The following is a 19,407-nucleotide window of genomic DNA, read 5'->3' as shown; positions in this document are numbered from 1 at the left end:
CACGCTTCGTCGACTCCACACGACGGTCGGACTCAGCCGATCAGTCCGCCAGCGTTGCGCACGTGTCGATCTGCACCTCGCCGGGGAAGTATGTCGACCACTCCTCGACCGACAGTTCGCGTCCGGCGAGAGCGCAGGCCTTGGCTGCCTGCTGTTCGGGGCGCAGGTCCCAGACGGCGATGCCGTCGAGGAGCGCCTCGAGCAGCATCTCGCCATCAGCGGTGAGGTAGCCGCCCGGCGCGCGCACTGCGGATTGGAGTCCCTCGAGCAGTCGCAAAGTCGAGGCCGGACTGTCCAGCGGTGACGCGAGAGGGATGCCCGCAGTGAGGTCGTACAGCGTGATCGCGTTGTTGGCGCCGACGTTCAAGAAGGTGCGACCGTCGGCGCTGGCCGAGGTATAGAAGCCCGCGCCGACCGCCCTGGCGAGCGCGGAGGTCGGCTCGAGTGTACGAATGTCATATCGGCGCGCGGAGTGATTGGCGATCCCCACCACCTGATCGTCGTCGATCGCAAGGCTCAAGTCGAGGCCAAACAGGCCCCGGACCAAGAGCGCCCCGGTCGTGAGGTCGAACACGGCGGTCTCCGGCGGGCCCCCAGTCGGGGTGAACCAGGTGACCACTGCACGAGTGGAGTCGGGCGACTCGCTCACCGCTTCGTACCTCTCGACTTCGCTCGGCATGGCCAGGGGAGGCCCCAGCGGCTGTCCGGTCGAGGGGTCGAACGCGACGATCTTGCCCTCCGGCCACCATGCGAAGGCCGGAGCCGCCCAGGAGCCGGGGGCGACTTCGAATTTCGCCGGAAACCCGGGGATGCTGAGCGGTATCTCCTCGCCCGTCGCGATGCGCTCCAGCCGCGGCTCGCCCGTTCCGTCATATTGCTCGTAGCGGGCGACGACACCGGAACCGAGGGGAACGATCAGGTCGGATTCTCCCCCGACGGCGACATCGATCTCCAGGTCCCAGAGCTGCATGCGCCCGCCCCCGACCGGTTGCGTCACGGCGAGCGAGCCGCCCTGCTCAGGTCCGGTCACGAGCTCACGGCCCCTTGCGACGACGTCGGCGCCGGCACTCCCGCCGTCGACCCGCCATCGCATCCAGATCGATGACGGGCCAACCGAAGCGAGAAGGGTCTGCCCGTCGATCGCGTCGAACACCGGAAAGAAGCCGAGCTCCACGGGGACTGTGGTGCCCCTGGTCTCGCCTGTCACGAGATCCACGAGCGCGAGCCCGTCATATGATCCGCATGCGATGTCGGTCTGCGTCGCAAGATACAGCGAGTCGCAGTTCCGCGTCTGATCGGGGAAGCGCCTCCAGAGAGTCTGTCCGGTCGCGAGATCCACGCGCACGGTTCCGTCCCACCCGGTCGTCACGACGCCTCCCTGTCCGTCGACGATGAGATCGAGGCCCGCCACATCGCCCTCGAGCGGGATGGTCCCGATCAGTGCGAGCGTCGCGCGATCGTACAGGCGGATATGGTCTCCTCCGCCCACCGCGACGACACGATCGTCGATGATCCCTACGCCCGGATCGCGAATGTCCGGCGCAGGATAGTCGCCGAAAGCGGCGGCGCTCGACGCGCGGACCTTGCCGGTCGCAGTGTCAATCGCGATCAAGTCGGCCGTGACCGCATGCGTGGCGTACAGCGTCCGCGCGTCGTCGTCGAAGACCAGATGACGGGAGAGCACCGCCCGTATGACTCGGGTCTCGACCAAAGTCTCGCCCGTCGCGAGGTCGAAGACGGTGAGGCGGCTCCAGCAGCACTCGGAACCTGCCGATGGGTCCCGGGCGACCTGCGAGAGAACCGCCGCCGTCGAGCCATCCTGGCTCACCGCGACGGTGGACCCACCGTCCACAAGGGAAGTCGGGAGATCCAGCTCGTACGAGTGGGCGACGGCGCCCGTCACGATGTCGATCACATCGACCGTGCGCTCATCCGGACGATCTTCGCGGGCCGCGACACGCAGCGCCGTGTTCGTGCCCGGGATCATGCTCATCGAGGGCAGCCAAGCTCCCTCATCGTGGTGCACGTCTATGAGGCCACCGCTGCCCGTCATGACGCCCCACAGCGCGGAACGCACCCGGGCATCTTCGGGCCAGCGCCGGAACGCCTCGACCGCGAGCAGTGCGGCTGCCTCGCGGTCGTTGTCCAGCAGCGAGAGGGATGTCGCGACGAGCGCCTCGACGCGCGCGTCTTCGGCGGAGAGCTCGGCTTCCCTGCCTCGCACGGCGGCGAGCCCGCCTCCGACTATCGCCGCGACGAGCAGCACGCCGGCACCGGCGAGCGCCCACCGCAGGCGCCGGTTGTTCCGTTTGTCTCGCGCCGCGCGGTCGGCAAGCTCGCGCACCTCGCTGCGCTCCCGTTCGGCGGACGCGGCGAGGTAGTCCTGCTCGACCGCTGTGAGGTCTGGCCCCGATCGCTCCTGCCAGTCGAGCGCCGACTGCAGCCGTGCGCCGCGAAGGAGGTCCTCTTCGCGGCGACCCGATGCATCCCACAGGTCGGCCGCCGCGGCGACAGTCGAGACGAGTCGCGCACCCTCGGCATCCTCTTCGAGCCAGCCGTCGAGCCGCGGCCATGCTGTGGCGATCGCCTCGTGTGCGACCAGCACAGTCTCGCCGTCCAGGGTCAGAAGGCGCGCGGCAACCAGCTGCTCGAGGACGCGGCGGCGCTGCTGATCGCCGAGCAGCGGTGCCAGCTGAGCCGGCTGCCGAACCGACCGGCCACCGGCATCGCGCTGGATCAACCGCAGCATCAGCGCGCGGCAGACGACCGCATCCGCGGCATCCATCGACTGATAGAGGTTCTCGGCAGACTGCGCGATCGCTCCGGCGATTCCGCCCGCGTCCTCGTAGCCATCGACGGTGAGCGTGCTGCCCTCACGACGGACCCACGTCTCCAGCAGAGCATGCGAAACGTGCGGGAGAGTCGTCCGGCGGTCGACGGCATCGCGAACGATGAGCTCTACGAGGCCCGGCTCCAGCCGCAGTCCGGCGCGCGCAGCCGGCTCGATGATCGCCAGACGAAGGCCCTCGTCGGACAGCGGGCCGAGGGCGTACAGGCCACGCGCCACGTCGGCTCCGATGCGCGGCAGTGCGATGGCGCGATCGAGGAAGTCCGACCGAAGCGTCAGGACGAGCGCGCCGCCGAGACTCAATGCCTCCTCGAACAGAGCGCCAATGGTCTCGACTTCGGCTTCGTCCAGCTGGAGGATCGCCTCGGCCTGGTCGATGACCATGATCTCCGGCGCGCCGAAATGGTGGAGGGCGGTACGCAGAGCGTCGATGAGCGTCGGACCGCCGCGCAGGATCTCCACCTGGCGGCCACTCTCTCGCTCTCTCGGCAGCACCCCGGCGAGCACCAGCGATGACTTCCCAGATCCCGACGGTCCAACGATGGTGAGGATCGTCCCGGGGTGGATGCGGGAGAGGATCGCCTCGATGACGTCCTGTCGACCGAAGAAATCGTCGGCGTTATCGGGGCCGAAAGGTGCCAGCCCGCGGTAGGGGCACAGATCATTCGCCGGGGGCGGCTGAGGGACGGCGTCGAGGGTGGGATCCTGCCTCAGCATCGCGGTCTCCAGCTGACGCAGCCGAGGTGACAGCTCGACGCCGAAGTCATCGGCGAGCCGCTCACGCGCGTGGCGGATCGCGGCGAGAGCCTCGATCTGACGGCCGGCACGGTAATTCGCCATGGCGAGGATCGCCCAACGTTCCTCCCGGAGGGGTTCGGCACGCACCGCCCGCTCTGCCTCCGCGATGATCTCCCGGTGCGCGCCGATGTGGAGGCGCTCTTCGAGCAGCTCCTCCTCGGCGCTGCGCCGGATCTCGGCAAGGCGGCCTGCCGCATGTCGCGCCGGCTCCCAATCCGCAAGCTCAGGGAAGGCCTGCCCGCGCCACAGCCCGAGTGCCCGACGGTACGCGTCGATCGCGCGATCGTGATCGGTATGGAGCGCGTGCTGGCGCGCGTTCGACACGAGCCGCTCGAACTCGAAGGCGTCGATCACGCTGGTGTCCATGCCGAGCGCGTAGTGCGAGCCACGCGTCACCACCGCATCCGGACCGAGCCGGCCGCGGATGCGGGCGACAGATGTCTTCACCTGCTGCTGCCACGTCAGCGGGGGAGTCCCACCCCAATACGCCTCCGCAAGCTCATCCGATGACATCGACGCGCCGGCCCGCACGATGAGGGCGCTGAAGATCGCCCGCTCTCGCGGGCTGAGTGGCTCCTCGGATCCCGTTTCGAGGGGCCCGAGCACCCGAACGGTCATATCCGAAGTGTGGGACCGCGCGGCTTGCTCGTCAATGCGGGAGGTCACGGGCGAGTACCGGACGAGTACCGCACCTCAAGAGTGCGAGTACCGCCCACTGCGACCGTGGATTTCGAGCTGACGCTCGTCGGCTGATCCCAGGGAGGAAGCCCCGATGCTGTACATCACAGATGCCGCCATTCACCTCGAACGCCAGCACGCCGCCGAGCGTGCACGCGCCCGACAGATCATCCTGCTTCAGAAAGAGCGCCCCACGACCGAGCCTCTCCAGGCAGCCCGAAGCGAGTCGGCATGGCACCGGTCTCTCGTGCGCTGGCACGTGGCGCCCCGCTGGGTGCACTGAGCATCCGAAGCATGTCATGCAGCTCGGGGAGGATCGCGCATCCAGTGACGATCACCCCAGAGCTTGCTGCGTGGCGAGAGCGGCGAGACGGGCCCGTCCGGGACCGATCGTCTCGCGCAAGCGCCGTGCGGCATCCAGGACGAGCGGGTCCGCGGCGCGATCGGGCGGGACCCGCGCCGGATTGAGGTTCGTCGTATTCGCCCAGTCCTTGAGGTCGGAGTGCCGGGACATCGCGAGGGAGGCGTCGCCGCCGATGAGCTGCATCGACACCCAGTCGACAGGAGTGTCGGAGTAGGGGCTCGGGCGGCAGGCATCGTTCTTGTCCTGGTCGCTGGTGCGGGTCGCCTCGACGTACCCGGTCAGCGCGGCGCCGAAGCACGGGAACCCGACTCGTGTCGGCCGCGGCCGGATGGCGTCCGGAAGCCAGATCGGCACGAGCCTGGGATAAGCCAGGCCCGAGGCCGCGCAGTGTACGACGAGGGCCCCACGCGGGACCTGGACCTCGCCGTCGTCGAAGCGGACGCGGCCCGGCGCCACGGAGCGGACGTGCCCACGCCGGACGACGTTCGAGATCGTGCGCAGCTGATCGATCTCCCACGTCGCGATCGTCGGGGCCTTGGCCATGGTCGGTGTGACAGTTCGATCGATGCGGAGCATGACCCCGCGCGCCTCGAGTCCGAGGAAGAGGTCGTCGGGAGAGGTGGCTTCGGCCGCCGCCACCATCGTGTCGGCGGCCATGCCGAGGAAGACAGCCGGATCGGGCTGTACCACTGCACGATTGAACATCCACGGATCGCGCGGACGGATCCAGCAGATGTCCTCCGGATCCACGCCATGCTGCAGCAACCAGATACAGGCATCCGTCGCGGTCTTCCCTGATCCCACGATCACGTACTGATCCGGCGGCTCGTCGAGGCGGGCGAGGTCGTTCACCGGGATCACCCGCACGCCGTCCTCGACGGCGAAAGGCGCAGCGCTGAGGAGCGGAATGGTCGGTGCGAGGTAGCCGGCGTCGACGATCCGCGCCCGGATCGCTCGATGCTCCGTGCCGCTCAGACGCGAACGGAACGTCCCGTCGCCGGTGTACTCGCACCCGGAGAAGAAGGCCACCCGCCCGGTGTCGACAAGCGCCTCCATGACCCGCGAGTAGTAGACCGCTATCTCCGGGGCGGTCGCTCGCTCATGCAGGCCGGCTTCCGGTCCAGTCGCCTGAATCCGCCCTGCCCCGAGGAGCGTGGACGCCACGCCGTAGAACGACGAGGCCTGGTGAAGCCGCACGAAGGGGTAGGCGTCGAGCCAGTGCCCGCCGGCCGCCACCCTTCGATCGACGATCGCGACGGTGGCGTCCGAGTGGTGCACGAGCGCGTCGGTGAAGGCCATCCCCATGGCTCCCGCCCCGACCACCACGTAGTCGACGTCCACCTCGACCGGCACGGCCCCATCACACCAACCGGGGGTCCCTCGGTCAAGGCCCACGTGTATCAGTCCGCCGGATTCACGCTCTTTCCCGGTGAGAGATCCCGACCGGGGATCGGGGATGGGGAGGAGTCGGAAATGAACTACTCGACTGTCGTGGCCGCAAGCCGGCTCGAGCACGATCGCGCGTCCGCTCTGGATCGTGAGATCGAGCTGCGGCGCCGGATCAGCGACCGCGGAACGACCATCACGCCCACACGTCCTGCGGTGAACCCGCGACGCGTGATCGGGGTCTGGTTCCGCGGACTCAAGGACTCGGGCCATGTCCGGGTCTCGTACTGAACACTCGTGGCCGGTCATCCGGCCGCACACCGCACCACAGGGAAAGGACCCGTCTCGGGTCGAAACAAGGGAGAGAAAGACAATGGACAGCAACACCCACACGCCGCGGACAGCGAAGTTCGCGCGTCGGGCGCTTCCCGTCTTCGCGATCGCCGTACTGACGATCGGGTTGGGGGCGTGCCAGACACCTCGGCAAGGCGACACCGAAACGACCGGACACAAGGTCGACAGCGTGCAGGCACCGGTAGGCGTCGACCTGAACAAGACGGCCGACCGGATCGAAGAGCAGCTGCAGCGCGACGCTGCGGAGGCCAAGGCGAACGCGGAACGCTTCAAGGGGGTGCCCGCCGATCGCGTCGAGGAACAGCTCGCCCGAGAAGCAGGCACGGTCCCGAAGAGCACCAGCGCCGTCGCAATGGAGCAGGAGAGCATCGCGAAGCAGCTGGCCGACGCGCAGGCCAACGCAGCGCCGAACGTCGGCTCGTGGACTGACCGCATCACCGCCGAACTCGAGTACCGCGCCAACCAGCCCCATCTGCGCATGGAGTGAAGGCACGCATTTCGAGAACGGCAAGGGGACTGTCTCCCATCAGGAGGCAGTCCCCTTCCGCGTGCCCGCCGGGGGCCGCGGCTAGGGTGAGACCATGATGGCCCGACCGGACGACGACGCACTCAGCTGGGACGGCGACGACGATCCGACGCTCGACACCGGCACTCCGGCACCCGTCGCGAAGCCCGCCGCTGACACCTCCACGCCACCTTCGCCGGATGCCGCGACCACGGCGCCCGCGATCGGCGAGGCTTCGCCTCCGGCCGAAGAAGAGCGTGCGCCGATGGGCAACGCGATGCTCATCGCGATCGGCGTGCTGGCCGGCTTCTACGCGATCTTCACGATCGGATGGGTGATCGGGGGACTGCGCCTGCGCGATGCGGCGCACTATGCCGTCGCCGACGTTGCATTCCAAGGTCCGCTCTGGCTTTCGGTGCTCGCGCCGGCACTCTGGTTCGGCACGGTGTATCTGCTGACGCGCCACTCGGACTCCTGGGTGCGCCTGCTGTGGCTCGTGGTCGGCGCGATCCTGCTGGTGCCGTGGCCGTTCGTCATGGTCGGGGCGGTGGGACAGTGAGCGACACGATCACGGATGCCGCGGCATCCGCTCCCCGCAGGAACCCCACGTGGCTCGTGGCGACGATCGCCGGCGGTTTCGGGCTGTTCTACGCCTACGCGGTGTGGAACGCGCTCGGAAACCTGATCGCAGCGGCGCCTCTCGGGCTGAACGCGCTCGGATGGTTCCTGTGGGTGTTCGCCACGGTGTTCCCGATCGTGGCGTTCGGGCTCGCATTCGCCGTGGGATTCCGGCGCCCGCCGCTGCTCTTCGCGCTCGTGCTGCTGACCGGGCTCGCGATCACCGCGGTGTTCTGGCTCGACGTCGTGGCCTACGCGACGACGAACACGGCATCCCTGCTCAGCTGACCCTCTCGGCACGCGACCACCTGTCGCAGGCACGCACTGCCGGAGTAGCGTCACGACTCGGGGGTATGAGAGGAGCGCATCGTGAACGTGAAGCCGTGGAGCACCGTGGGGCCGGGGTCGAACTTCCCCGTCGTGAAGGGAATCCAATACCTGCTGCGAGCGCGCGGACAGGCGGTCGCCGCCGATGGAATCTACGGCCCGGCGACCGCTGCCGCCGTCACCGCCTTCCAGTCCGGAGCAGGTCTGACCGCGGATGGAGTCGTCGGCCCGCAGACCTGGGAGGCGCTTGTCGTCGCGACGCATTCCGGCTCATCCGGCGATGCCGTGCGTGCCGTGCAGCAGTTCGGCCTCGTCCCATCGCCCGGCCTGCCCGAGCTCGTCGTGGACGGCTCCTATGGGCCGATCACCGCCGAGCGCGTCCGCTTCTTCCAGGAATCCTGGGGGCTCACCCTCGACGGCCAGGCCGGCGCCGAGACCTGGTCCTTCCTCAGCACCTTCGTGCCCGGGCCGCGGCCGTGGCCGCTGGTGAAGCAGGGCGCGACGCAGGCGACCAACTGGCGCGTGCTCGCGGCGCAGCATCTGCTGCGGGCGCACGGCTCGTCGATCGTCCCGGATGGTGCGTTCGGGCCGGCGAGCGGGGCGGCTGTGCAGGCATTCCAGCATGGCCTGCGCGCGACCGAGATCTCGACGACCCTCGGGCAGCTCGACTGGCCGCACCTGATCATCACGGTTCGGCACGGCGACCACGGCGAGGCAGTGAAGGCCGTGCAGACCCTGGTGCCGGGCGGACTGGTGGTCGATGGCGACTTCGGCCCGCTGACGGAGGCTGCAGTGCGGGAATTCCAAGGAGTCTTCCTGCCACCCGCGGACGGAATCGCGGGGCCGGTCACCTGGCACGCACTGGTGCTGCGCGCCTTCGAGTGACGACGCGGCCTGGGCGAGGCATCCGCTCACTGTCCCCAGGAGGGGGAGAACGAGTTCGTCCATCCCGTCATGGGGTGGGTCCACGTGCCATCCCAGGTCGCTGTCCAGATTGTCGCCCAGGCGCCGCGGGCGGTCTCGACTGCGTAGCTCAGAGACCGCCCATCGGGTGACCACGATGCGCCGAACGCGCTCCAAGGTCCGGGGTGATCGTGCGTGACATAGCGGGTCCATCGCGTGCACTCATCGATCCGGTCGCACGCGAGCGGCATGAGCGCGACATCGCGGCTGCCAACCGAGCGGTCATCCGCCACGTCGAACACCACGAGTCCGGCCGTCGACCCCGATACGGCCGGTGAGATGGAGGGCCGGCCGGCGTCGAGTTCCCACGGCGTCATCTGCCGCGCATGGGAGCCGTCCGCGTCGCTCTTGAAGATCGCGAACATTCGGACGCCTCCGATGCTCGTGACCCGCACGAACACCCTCCTCCGGCCGTCGGGCGAGAACTTCACCTCACCCTCCTCCGTGCCCTGCGCAAGGTCAGGGGACGAGACCCGCTGCAGATCGCTGCCATCCAGGTTGACCGAATAGAGCGCCGCAGACGCCGCCACTCCGCTCCCATCGATCGGTGCCATCACCCGGGTGAACAGCACACGAGAACCGTCGAACGACCAGGTCGGCCGCACCGCACCTGCGCAGTCGGGCGTGGTCCGGCATCCGGTGTCGACGATGGTGACGACTCCGGGCTCGGCGATGTGGACGATCCCGATGTCGCTGCCCTGGTCGGTGGTGCGCTCGAAGAGGACGAGCCACCCGTCAGGAGACCTGCTGGCGTGGTCGTCCACCACGCCGGGGGATCGCGCGGTGAGTCCGCGCGACATCAGTCCCAGCGGGTCGCCGATCCTGAGTTGGACCCCGTCGCCCGCCGGACTCATCTGCGAGAACACGATCGCGACCTTGGGCAGCGGGTTCTCGCGCATGCGGCCGGCGCTCGGATCCGCCGGGGTCGCCCACGCCGCCCCGGAGGCCCCCACGACGCCGGCAAGCATGAGGAGCGCACCGGCCGCGACGGCGATGCCTCGACGACGGTGCGGATTCCCCATGACGACTCCTTGATCGACATCGGATGCCGTGACCCCCGTCACGGCGCAGTCCATGTCTCTCAGGCGGCGGTATCAGCACGGTGTCGCACCGCACTGAACGTTGGGTCGCGCGAGCCGATGCTGCGACCGAACGACCCCCAAAGTCGCCCCCAGTCCGGATTTTCCTCCCGGCCGCACCGGACGTCAATGGGCAGGGTCAGCTGCCATGCCGAGGCATCCGCTCCCACCGTCACAGTGCGGGGCGCGGAACGGCGAGCCGGTAGACTGACCGTGATCGCGCCCCCGCTGGTGTGCGGCGCATCGGCTCCCGATTCACGCGCCTCGCGCACCCGCACCGAAGGTCCCTCCCTGTGACGAACCCTGCCCCTGTGTCGAATTCCGCGTCGAAGCCCGTGGTGCTGATCGCTGAAGAGCTCTCGCCCGCCACGATCGATGCGCTCGGTCCCGACTTCGACGTGCGCAATGTCGACGGCACCGACCGACCTGCCCTTCTCGCGGCCCTCGCCGACGCGCACGCCGTGCTCATCCGCTCGGCGACCCGGATCGATGCGGAGGCACTGGCGGCCGCACCGCAGCTCAAGGTCGTCGCGCGCGCCGGTGTCGGGCTCGACAACGTGGACATCAAGGCGTCGACCGCCGCGGGCGTCATGGTCGTGAACGCCCCGACATCCAATGTCATCTCCGCCGCAGAACTGACCATCGGGCACATCCTGAGCCTCGCTCGCCACATCCCCGCCGCCAACGCGTCGCTCGCGGGCGGCGCCTGGAAGCGCAGCTCCTACACGGGTGCCGAGCTGTTCGAGAAGACCGTCGGCATCCTCGGTCTCGGCCGCATCGGCGGCCTCATCGCCGAGCGCCTGCGCGCCTTCGGGGTGCGCGTGGTCGGTTACGACCCGTACGTCACCCCCGCACGCGCGCAGCAGCTCCAGGTCGAGCTGCTGTCTTTCGACGAGGTGCTGCGTCAGAGCGACTTCGTCACGGTGCACATGCCGAAGACCCCCGAGACGACGGGCATGATCGGCACCGCGCAGCTGGCCGCGATGAAGTCGACCTCTTACGTCATCAATGTCGCGCGCGGTGGGCTCATCGACGAGGACGCGCTGTACGAAGCCCTCACGACCGGGGTGATCGCCGGCGCGGGTCTGGATGTCTTCACGAGCGAGCCGCCGGCCGAGGGCGGTTCCGCGCACCGGCTGCTCGGACTGCCGAACGTCGTGGTCACCCCGCACCTGGGAGCGTCGACCGAAGAAGCGCAGGAGAAGGCGGGCGTCTCGGTCGCCCGCTCGGTCAAACTCGCGCTCGAGGGCGACCTCGTTCCGGATGCCGTCAACGTCGCCGGTGGTGTGATCGACCCGTTCGTGCGCCCGGGCATCGCCCTGGTCGAGCAGCTCGGTCAGTTCTTCACGGCGCTCGCGCCGAGCGCTCTCACGGCCCTCGACATCGAGGTGCGCGGCGAGCTCGCGGCGTATGACGTGAGCGTCTACCGGCTCGCCGCGCTCAAGGGCATCTTCACCAACATCGTCAGCGAGAACGTGTCGTACGTGAACGCGCCGCTGTTCGCGGAGCAGCGTGGGATCGAAACCCGCCTCATCGTCGAAGCCGAGAGCCCGCTCTACCGCAACATCACGATCCTCCGCGGCACGCTGTCTGACGGCAGCGTGCTGACCGTCGCGGGCACCCTCGCGGGCACGCGGATGGTGCCCAAGGTGGTCGGGATCAACGACTACGAGATCGAGGTCGCGATCGCTCGGCACCACGTCGTGATGCGGTACGCCGACCGGCCCGGAATCGTGGCGATCTACGGTCAGCGACTCGGAGCAGCGAACATCAACATCGAGAGCCTCCAGGTGGCGCACCCGGACGCCAGCGGGCGCGCCCTCTCGGTGCTCACCGTGGACTCGCCGGTTCCCGAGGACATCCTCGACGACATGCGCGCCGCGGTCGGCGCCGACCTGTTCCGGCAGATCGAGATCACGGAGCCGTAGCGCCCGTTCCGCACGGGGCCCGACCGCTACGGTGAGCCCATGCGTGTGATCAACAACCCGGTCTCTCGAGTGCTGGGTTCGGCGATCTCCTGGCTCCTGTTCACGGCGAGCTTCACGCTGCTGTATCAGGCCGGCGCAGTCGTCATGGGGCTAGGCGGCTTCTGCGCCTCCGGCGGTGCATACGTCATCGCGACCCCGTGCCCCGACGCGGTCGCGCTCTTCGCGCCGCTCAGCATCTACGGGGGACTGCTCGCGGTGGGGATCGGGCTGGTGTTCGCGCGCGGCTTCGGCACACCGCTCATGATCTGGGCATGGCCCATCCTGTTCGTCGGCCTTGGGGTCGACTTCCTGCTGGCTTCGTTTCTCCCCGGCGGGGTGACCAACCTCGTGATCGCCATCGTCTTCATCGTGATGGGGCTGGCACCGCTGCTGTTCGTCGTGCGGGCCGGCGCGCGGCCCTTGCTCATCGGAGCCACGAACGCGCGCGATGAAGCCTTCGTCGAGCGCGGTCGCCCCATGATCCTCTTCACGGGCTGGGGCCGGCGCGCGGGGGAGGAGCCCATCCCCGACAGCCCGGCCGACTGGGCGGTCGCGCTCGGCCTGTCGCTCCCGATGATCGTCATCGGAGCGTGGCTGGGAGTGCTGATGTTCCGCGCGGCGTCGGCAGGCTGACGGATGCCGGGGGTCGGCGCCCCCGCGCGGTCAGCGCGCCGCGACCTCGAGCACGAGCGCGATGAGCGCATCAAGTTCGGTGCCTACCGGCACCGAACCTGGTACGCCGTCGCCCTCGAGCGCGTTGTTGAAGTAGAGGCCGTCGCTCACGAGCATCACGAGATCGAGCGCCGCGGCACCGCGCGCATGCGGCCGCAGCGCGCTCTGCCAGCGCTCGCGCATGTCGCGCAGTGCGGTGCTCGCGCTCGCGGAGCCGCCCTGGGCCAGGCGTGACACGGAGATGATCGCGCGGTCGAGCGGGTCGTCGTCCATGACGGAGGTTCTCAGGAAGAACGCGATCGGCCCTTCCGGCGCCGCGGTCATCGCCGCGATGTCCTCGTCGACGAGCCGCCCGAGGCGCTCCACGAGCCCCGCTTCGAGGGCGTCCTTCGACGCGAAGTGGTAGAGCAGGCCGCCCTTGGAGACGCCGGCGGCGCGAGCCGTGGCATCCATCGTCGCTGCGCGTCCGCCGTCGTCGATGAGGAGTCCCTCGAAGGCATCGAGGACGCTCTCGCGGGCACGCGGGGGACGGCTCATGGGCTTGATCGTATCGAGCGGGGTGGCATGAACGTGATACTATACCGGCTGGACGGTTTACTAACTCATGACGACAACACTCACTCAAGATCTCGCGCTCGCTGACGCACAGGGGCGCCGCGTCGGATGGCGCGGCTGGGCCGCGCTGGCGGTGCTCATGCTGCCCGTGCTGCTCGTGTCCGTCGACAACACGGTGTTGAGCTTCGCCCTGCCGGCGATCTCGCTCGACCTCGCCCCGACGAGCATCCAGCAGCTCTGGATCATCGACGCCTACCCGCTCGTCCTCGCGAGCCTGCTCGTGACCATGGGCTCGCTCGGCGACCGGTTCGGACGACGACGGATGCTGCTGATCGGCGCGACCGGCTTCGCCGCGGTGTCCGTGCTCGCGGCCTTCGCGCCGACCGCGGCCCTGCTCATCGCCGCACGCGCCGGCATGGGCGTCTTCGGCGCGATGCTGATGCCGTCGACGCTCTCGCTGCTGCGCGGCATCTTCACCGACCGCAATCAGCGCCGCCTCGCGATCGCGGTCTGGGCGGCCGGGTTCTCGGCGGGCTCCGCGCTCGGCCCGATCGTCGGTGGAGTGCTCCTCGAGCACTTCGCGTGGGGTTCGGTGTTCCTCCTCTCGGTGCCGGTGCTCGTGCCGCTGCTGGTGCTCGCACCGCTGCTCGTGCCGGAGAGCCGCGACCCGAACCCTGGACGCATCGATCCGATCAGCATCCTGCTGTCGCTGGGCACCATGGTGCCGATCGTGTACGGCATCAAGGAAGTCGCCGTCCACGGTGTCACCGCGCCGATCGCCGCGGGGATCGCGATCGGGATCGGTTTCGGCATCCTCTTCGTCCGACGCCAGTTGCGCACCGAGCAGCCCATGCTCGACATGCGCCTGTTCCGCCGAGCCACCTTCTCCGGCGCCCTGCTGGTCAACCTGCTCAGCGTGGTCGCACTCGTCGGATTCCTCTACTTCATCGCCCAGCACCTCCAGCTGATCGTCGGCCTCAGCCCGATGGCGGCCGGGCTGGCGCTGCTGCCCGGCCTGGTCGCGATGATCGTGGCCGGGCTCATCGTCGTGCCGATCTCGAAGCGCTTCTCGCCGCGGATCGTGGTGCCGGCTGCACTGGCACTCTCGATCGGTGGGTACGTCACCGTTGCGCTGGTGGCGGGCAACGACAGCCTCGTGGCGATGATCGCCGCGTTCATGGCCCTCGGCATCGGGATCGGCATGGCCGAGACCGTGTCGAACGAGCTGATCCTCTCCAGCGCGCCGCCGGACAAGGCGGGCGCGGCCAGCGCGGTGTCGGAGACCGCGTACGAGCTCGGCGCGGTGCTCGGCACCTCCGTCCTCGGGGGTCTCCTGACGGCGCTCTATCGCCTGAATCTGCAGCTCCCGGCCGGGATCCCGGCCGAGGCGGCCGATGCCGCGCGGGAGACGCTGGCAGGGGCCGTGCACGCCGCCGACACGGTCGGGGGAGAGCTCGGCACGGCAATCCGGGATGCCGCGGCGCGCGCGTTCGACGGAGGCGTCACGGTCACGGCGCTCATCGGCGCGGCGCTCGTCGCCGTGGCCGCGGTGATCGCCGCCGTCACGCTGCGCGGCGCCCGCGACCACTGACGCCGCGACGAGTCGCGCTCCCGAGCGCCGGTACGCTGAGAGGCATGTCGAGTGCGCATGAGACCAGGACCGTGAAGCTTGCCGTCATCCCCGGTGACGGCATCGGTCCTGAAGTCATCGCCGAGGCGGAGAAGGTGCTGGATGCCGCGACGGCGGGCAGCGGCATCCGCTTCGAAAAGACCCATTTCTCGCTGGGAGCGGCACGTTTCCTCGAGACCGGCGACACGCTGACGGATGCCGATCTCGACGCGATCAAGGGGCACGACGCCATCCTCCTCGGCGCTGTCGGCGGGGTACCTGGCGACCCGCGCCTGAAGAACGCGAACATCGAGCGCGGACTGCTGCTGAAGCTGCGGTTCGAGCTCGACCACTACGTGAATCTGCGGCCCTCCAAGCTGTACCCGGGCGTGCCCGGCCCGCTCGCCGAGCCGGGCGAGATCGACTTCATCGTCGTCCGCGAGGGCACGGAGGGGCCGTATGTCGGCAACGGCGGATCCATCCGCAAGGGCACTCCGCACGAGATCGCCAACGAGACGTCGGTCAACACCGCCTTCGGCGTGGAGCGCGTCGTGCGCTATGCCTTCGAGCTCGCCGAGCGTCGCCGGCAGAAGCTCACCCTCGTGCACAAGACGAACGTGCTCGTGCACGCCGGTGGCATCTGGCAGCGAATCGTCGACGCCGTGGCGCTGGAGCACCCGGAGGTCGCCGTAGACTACCTGCACGTCGATGCAGCGACCATCTTCCTGGTCACGAACCCCGGTCGCTTCGACGTGATCGTCACCGACAACCTCTTCGGCGACATCCTCACGGACCTGGCAGGCGCCGTCACCGGTGGCATCGGCCTCGCCGCTTCGGGCAACATCAACCCGGACGGCGCGTTCCCCTCGATGTTCGAGCCCGTCCACGGCTCGGCGCCGGACATCGCGGGCAGGCAGGTGGCCGACCCCACGGCCGCGATCCTGTCCATCAGCCTCCTGCTCGATCACCTCGGGCTGGAAGACGAAGCGCACCGTGTCACCCGCGCGGTCGAGGACGACATCGCCGCTCGCGGCACCGTTGTCCGCACCACAGCTCAGATCGGCGATGCGATCGCATCCCGTCTCGGGTGAACCCGGCACCGGCCGGGCGTAACCTGGGAGAACGCGATCGCCGTCGCCGGCACCCTCCACCCCGCACGCGAGTGCGGTCACAGAACACAGGCGTGACTATGACCCTCATCGACACCGACACCGCTCTCGCTCCGCTCGAGTTCGCCGTCACCAGGAACCTCGCAGCGAAGAACCCCGCGCAGCGCGAGGAGATCCTCCAGAACCCCGGCTTCGGGCAGAAGTTCACCGACCACATGGTCGATGTCTGCTGGTCGGCCGGAGGAGGCTGGCATCGTCCGCGAGTGCAGCCCTACGGCCCGATCACGCTCGATCCGGCCGCCGCGGTGCTGCACTACGGCCAGGAGATCTTCGAGGGCATCAAGGCCTATCGGCACGCCGATGGCTCGATCCACACGTTCCGTCCCGAGCAGAACGCGCGTCGCCTGCAGCGCAGCGCCCGTCGTCTCGCTCTGCCGGAGCTTCCGGTGCCGTACTTCCTGCAGTCGCTGCGCGAGCTCATCGCCGTCGACGGCGACTGGGTGCCGTCCGGCGTCGACCAGAGCCTGTACCTGCGGCCTTTCATGTTCGCGAAGGAGGCGTTCCTCGGGGTGCGCCCCGCGCAGAAGGTCGCCTACTACCTGATCGCCAGCCCCGCCGGCGCCTACTTCCACGGCGGCGTGAACCCGGTCACGATCTGGCTCTCCGAGGACTACGCGCGGGCCGGCAAGGGCGGCACCGGCGCGGCGAAGACCGGCGGCAACTACGCCGCGAGCCTGCTGCCGCAGTCAGAGGCGTACGAGAACGGGTGCGACCAGGTCGTCTTCCTCGACCAGGACCGCAACGTCGAAGAGCTCGGCGGCATGAACGTGCTGTTCGTCTACAAGGACGGGACGATCGTGACCCCGCACTCCCCGTCGATCCTCGAGGGCATCACGCGCGACTCGATCCTGCAGCTCGCCGAGGACCGCGGTCACAAGGTCGAGCGCCGGGCGATCTCGCTCGACGAGTGGCGGACGGATGTCGCATCCGGCGACATCGTCGAAGTCTTCGCGTGCGGCACCGCCGCCGTGGTGACCCCGATCGGCGTGCTCAAGGGCAAGGACTTCCTCGACGAGCAGCCAGTCGGCGAACTCGCGCTGTCGCTGCGCGAGGAGCTCACTGACATCCAGTACGGCCGCCGCGAAGACAAGCACGGCTGGCTCGTCCGCCTCGACGCCTGACGCGTTCGCGTCGGCGGCGCCGGGATACTCGCGCTGTCCAAACCGCCATTCGCGGCCGATTCGTTCGGGCGCGTGAGGCGGTTTCGGCAGCGCGAGCCGGGCTTCGGGCCGGACCGCGGTCAGCGAATGGGCCAGCTGCCGTCGAGGTGGTCGTCGGGCTCGAGGCGGCCGATCTGGATGAAGTAGTCAGTCAGGCTCGCAGCCTGGGCACGCGCCCACGCGATCTGCCGGGTGTGCAGCTCCTGAGCCGTGACCGGCAGCGATCCGGCGAACCGGTCGGCGAGGGCTTGGGCCACGCGGCCGGCAGCAACGGCATCGGCGGATGCCTCGTGCGCACCGTCGAGGCGGACCGCGTAGTGCTCGGCGACATGGGTGAGCGTGCGCTTGCCTCGGCGCCAGCGGTCGAACGCCTTGTCGACGACGAGCGGATCGATGACCGGCGCGGGGGAGAGGATCGGGTCGACGCCATGCCGGATCGCCTCGTGCTTGAGCAGCGAGAAGTCATACGGGGCGTTGTACGCGACGACCGGGATCCCCTCGTCGAGGAGGGCCCGAAGGGCCAGCACCACGGCGGCGACGACCTGCGCCGCTGGAGCCCCGTGCGCGCGGGCGTGGGCGGTCGTCACGCCATGGATCGCCGCCGCGCCTTCGGGAATCTCGACGCCCGGATCGGCAAGCCAGTCGCGCGCGCTGATCACCCGGCCCGAGGCATCCAGCACTCCGACATGGGCGGTGACGATGCGGTCGGAGGTCACATCGATGCCAGTCGTCTCGAGATCGAACACGCCGACCACCCTGGTCCACTCGGGCCGATCGAACAACTCGAGCTGCTCGGGTTGCCAGTGGTCCATGCCGATCACGGTATGTGCGACCTCCGACATCGGGGTCGAGGCGCTCCGTAGACTCGGGTGATGCCCACTGTGAGTCCCTACGCCGCGCTCGTCGAGCGCGTCCCGGTCGTGCGCCGCGAAGCCGCGGTGCTCGGCGGCACGACCGCGTACTGGGATTACGGTCCGGCGGATGCCGCCACCGTCGTGGTCGCAGTCCACGGCTTCCGCGGCGAGCACCACGGACTCGAACCGGTGGTCGCCCATCTGCCCGAGCTGCGCATCATCTCGCCCGACCTGCCCGGTTTCGGCGAGACACCGCCGCTGCCCGGCAGACGCCACGACCTCGACGCCTATGCCGACTGGCTCGAGGCCTTCGTCGCGGCGGTGGCGCCGGGAGCGATCATCCTCGGCCACTCGTTCGGATCGATCGTCGTATCGGCGGCGGTCGCGCGCGGCCTGGCGACGCCGCAGGTCATCCTCGTGAACCCGATCGGCGCTCCGGCGCTCGAAGGTCCCCGCGGCATCCTCACCCGGCTGGCGGTCTTCTACTACTGGGCCGGCGCGAAGCTTCCCGAGCGTATGGGCGACGCCCTGCTGCGCAGTGGCCTCATCGTGCGCGTCATGAGCGTGTCGATGGCGAAGACCCGAGAGACCGAGCTGCGCCGGTTCATCCATGACCAGCACGACACCTATTTCTCGCGCTTCGCCGACCGGGATGTGCTGCACGACGCCTTCGTGGCATCCGTCTCACATGATGTCAGCGAGTTCGCGGCGCAGATCGCGCAGCCCACGCTGCTCGTGGCTGCGCAGAAGGACGACATCACGCCCATCGAAGCCGAACGCGTCCTGGCGGGCATCTTCCCTGACGCCGAGCTGGTCGAGATCCCCGAGGTCGGGCACCTCATCCACTACGAGACGCCCGCGCCGGCAGCCGATGCGATCAGACGGTTTCTCGCGCCTTCCGCGCCCGGTACGCGTTGACGTTCATCCGGTTGCCGCAGTTGCCGGTGTCGCAGTATCGCTTGGAGCCGTTGCGCGAGTAGTCGACATAGACCGAGGCGCAGTCGTCTGCGGAGCAGACGCGCACCCGGTCGTACTCGTTCGCGCGGATCACATCGACGAAGGCCATCGCGGCCTCCACGAGGATCCGAGTGGCGAGCGGCGCGTCATCCGAAGTCGCGTGGACGTGCCAGTCGTACCCGTCGTGGATCGTGAGCTGGGGGAGTGCGCCGCCGTCGCGGAGCATCGCGTTCACGAGCGGGACCGCGCTGTCGCGGTCGACATCCCAGAGCGCCCGCAGACGAAGACGGATGCCGCGCATCGCGGCCAGCTCGGCCCTGTCGCGTCGGATGCGCCCGGTGTAGGGGTTGGCGGCGAGGTACGCATTGAGATCGTCGAGCGTCTGCAGCCGGTCGGGATCGTCGAAGCCGGGGAGGGTGTTCACCAGGTCGACCGTGGCCGCGAGCGATCGCTGCGTGTCATGAATGAAGACCATGTTGACTCCTGACTGCCCGATCGATAGTGTCACCAGTGTACTGATAGAACACTCCTGACAGTCCGGATT

18 protein-coding genes are annotated in these 19,407 nt (G+C 69.0%); 12 read left to right on the top strand and 6 right to left on the bottom strand.

The annotated features are described in order from the left end of the window. Positions 1 to 40 precede the first annotated feature (40 nt). Positions 41 to 4,264 carry an nSTAND1 domain-containing NTPase gene (locus tag ACXJ3V_RS03070; RefSeq protein WP_457098777.1) on the bottom strand — a complete coding sequence of 1,408 codons (4,224 nt, stop codon included), beginning with the start codon at positions 4,262 to 4,264 and terminating at the stop codon, positions 41 to 43. Between the two features lie 154 nt (positions 4,265 to 4,418). On the opposite strand from ACXJ3V_RS03070, the gene ACXJ3V_RS03065 reads away from it, so the two are divergent. Beyond that, positions 4,419 to 4,607, top strand: coding sequence for a hypothetical protein (locus ACXJ3V_RS03065; protein ID WP_457098776.1), 189 nt, complete (start codon positions 4,419 to 4,421; stop codon positions 4,605 to 4,607). A 51-nt stretch (positions 4,608 to 4,658) separates the two neighbouring features. On the opposite strand, the gene ACXJ3V_RS03060 is transcribed toward ACXJ3V_RS03065, so the two are convergent. Then, a complete protein-coding gene (locus ACXJ3V_RS03060) occupies positions 4,659 to 6,041 on the bottom strand; it encodes a pyridine nucleotide-disulfide oxidoreductase (RefSeq protein WP_457098775.1) in 1,383 nt (460 codons plus the stop codon). Positions 6,042 to 6,161: 120 nt separating this feature from the next. Between ACXJ3V_RS03060 and ACXJ3V_RS03055 the strand changes: the two genes are divergently transcribed. From ACXJ3V_RS03055 to ACXJ3V_RS03035, 5 genes are all read left to right on the top strand, one after another. After that, entirely contained in the window at positions 6,162 to 6,365 is a 204-nt protein-coding gene (locus tag ACXJ3V_RS03055; protein ID WP_457098774.1) for a hypothetical protein, read from the top strand. A gap of 82 nt (positions 6,366 to 6,447) precedes the next feature. After that, on the top strand, positions 6,448 to 6,915 hold the full coding sequence (locus tag ACXJ3V_RS03050) for a hypothetical protein (protein ID WP_457098773.1): 468 nt from the start codon (positions 6,448 to 6,450) through the stop codon (positions 6,913 to 6,915). A 94-nt stretch (positions 6,916 to 7,009) separates the two neighbouring features. Next, positions 7,010 to 7,492: a DNA polymerase III subunit gamma/tau gene (locus ACXJ3V_RS03045; protein WP_457098772.1), complete on the top strand. Its 483-nt coding sequence runs from the start codon at positions 7,010 to 7,012 to the stop codon at positions 7,490 to 7,492. Then, positions 7,489 to 7,839: a bacitracin resistance protein gene (locus ACXJ3V_RS03040; protein WP_457098771.1), complete on the top strand. Its 351-nt coding sequence runs from the start codon at positions 7,489 to 7,491 to the stop codon at positions 7,837 to 7,839. The genes ACXJ3V_RS03045 and ACXJ3V_RS03040 overlap by 4 nt, the downstream gene beginning before the upstream one ends. 81 nt (positions 7,840 to 7,920) lie before the next feature. Then, a complete protein-coding gene (locus ACXJ3V_RS03035; protein WP_457098770.1) occupies positions 7,921 to 8,763 on the top strand; it encodes a peptidoglycan-binding domain-containing protein in 843 nt (280 codons plus the stop codon). A gap of 26 nt (positions 8,764 to 8,789) precedes the next feature. Here the strand turns inward: ACXJ3V_RS03035 and ACXJ3V_RS03030 are convergent, their stop codons facing one another. Then, positions 8,790 to 9,863 (bottom strand): TolB family protein, encoded by a 1,074-nt coding sequence (locus ACXJ3V_RS03030; RefSeq protein ID WP_457098769.1) that lies wholly within the window; start codon positions 9,861 to 9,863, stop codon positions 8,790 to 8,792. Positions 9,864 to 10,231: 368 nt separating this feature from the next. Here ACXJ3V_RS03030 and serA point away from each other — a divergent pair, with 368 nt between their 5' ends. Beyond that, positions 10,232 to 11,848 (top strand): phosphoglycerate dehydrogenase, encoded by a 1,617-nt coding sequence (gene serA, locus ACXJ3V_RS03025; protein ID WP_457098768.1) that lies wholly within the window; start codon positions 10,232 to 10,234, stop codon positions 11,846 to 11,848. Between the two features lie 39 nt (positions 11,849 to 11,887). Next, the gene (locus tag ACXJ3V_RS03020) at positions 11,888 to 12,520 is read left to right on the top strand and encodes a hypothetical protein (protein WP_457098767.1); all 633 of its coding nucleotides are present in this window, start codon (positions 11,888 to 11,890) and stop codon (positions 12,518 to 12,520) included. Positions 12,521 to 12,550: 30 nt separating this feature from the next. Here ACXJ3V_RS03020 and ACXJ3V_RS03015 read toward each other — a convergent pair whose 3' ends face one another. Next, a complete protein-coding gene (locus ACXJ3V_RS03015; protein ID WP_457098766.1) occupies positions 12,551 to 13,096 on the bottom strand; it encodes a TetR/AcrR family transcriptional regulator in 546 nt (181 codons plus the stop codon). 67 nt (positions 13,097 to 13,163) lie between these two features. Between ACXJ3V_RS03015 and ACXJ3V_RS03010 the strand changes: the two genes are divergently transcribed. The 3 genes from ACXJ3V_RS03010 (at position 13,164) to ACXJ3V_RS03000 (ending at position 17,013) form a co-directional block, all read left to right on the top strand. Continuing rightward, entirely contained in the window at positions 13,164 to 14,705 is a 1,542-nt protein-coding gene (locus tag ACXJ3V_RS03010; RefSeq protein ID WP_457098765.1) for an MFS transporter, read from the top strand. A 44-nt stretch (positions 14,706 to 14,749) separates the two neighbouring features. Continuing rightward, the gene (locus tag ACXJ3V_RS03005; protein ID WP_457098764.1) at positions 14,750 to 15,814 is read left to right on the top strand and encodes a 3-isopropylmalate dehydrogenase; all 1,065 of its coding nucleotides are present in this window, start codon (positions 14,750 to 14,752) and stop codon (positions 15,812 to 15,814) included. Between the two features lie 98 nt (positions 15,815 to 15,912). Further along, entirely contained in the window at positions 15,913 to 17,013 is a 1,101-nt protein-coding gene (locus tag ACXJ3V_RS03000) for a branched-chain amino acid aminotransferase (protein ID WP_457098763.1), read from the top strand. A 119-nt stretch (positions 17,014 to 17,132) separates the two neighbouring features. Here the strand turns inward: ACXJ3V_RS03000 and ACXJ3V_RS02995 are convergent, their stop codons facing one another. Then, entirely contained in the window at positions 17,133 to 17,864 is a 732-nt protein-coding gene (locus ACXJ3V_RS02995) for an exonuclease domain-containing protein (RefSeq protein WP_457098762.1), read from the bottom strand. A gap of 60 nt (positions 17,865 to 17,924) precedes the next feature. On the opposite strand from ACXJ3V_RS02995, the gene ACXJ3V_RS02990 reads away from it, so the two are divergent. Beyond that, a complete protein-coding gene (locus tag ACXJ3V_RS02990; RefSeq protein ID WP_457098761.1) occupies positions 17,925 to 18,824 on the top strand; it encodes an alpha/beta fold hydrolase in 900 nt (299 codons plus the stop codon). Here the strand turns inward: ACXJ3V_RS02990 and ACXJ3V_RS02985 are convergent. Further along, positions 18,784 to 19,338 (bottom strand): CGNR zinc finger domain-containing protein, encoded by a 555-nt coding sequence (locus tag ACXJ3V_RS02985; protein WP_457098760.1) that lies wholly within the window; start codon positions 19,336 to 19,338, stop codon positions 18,784 to 18,786. The two genes, ACXJ3V_RS02990 and ACXJ3V_RS02985, sit on opposite strands and share 41 nt — an antisense overlap. Positions 19,339 to 19,407: the final 69 nt, after the last annotated feature.

This window comes from Microbacterium sp. P5_E9 (assembly GCF_054049175.1).
The sequence above is the reverse complement of the archived record's forward strand: the minus strand, read 5'-3'. Positions and strand labels throughout refer to the sequence as shown.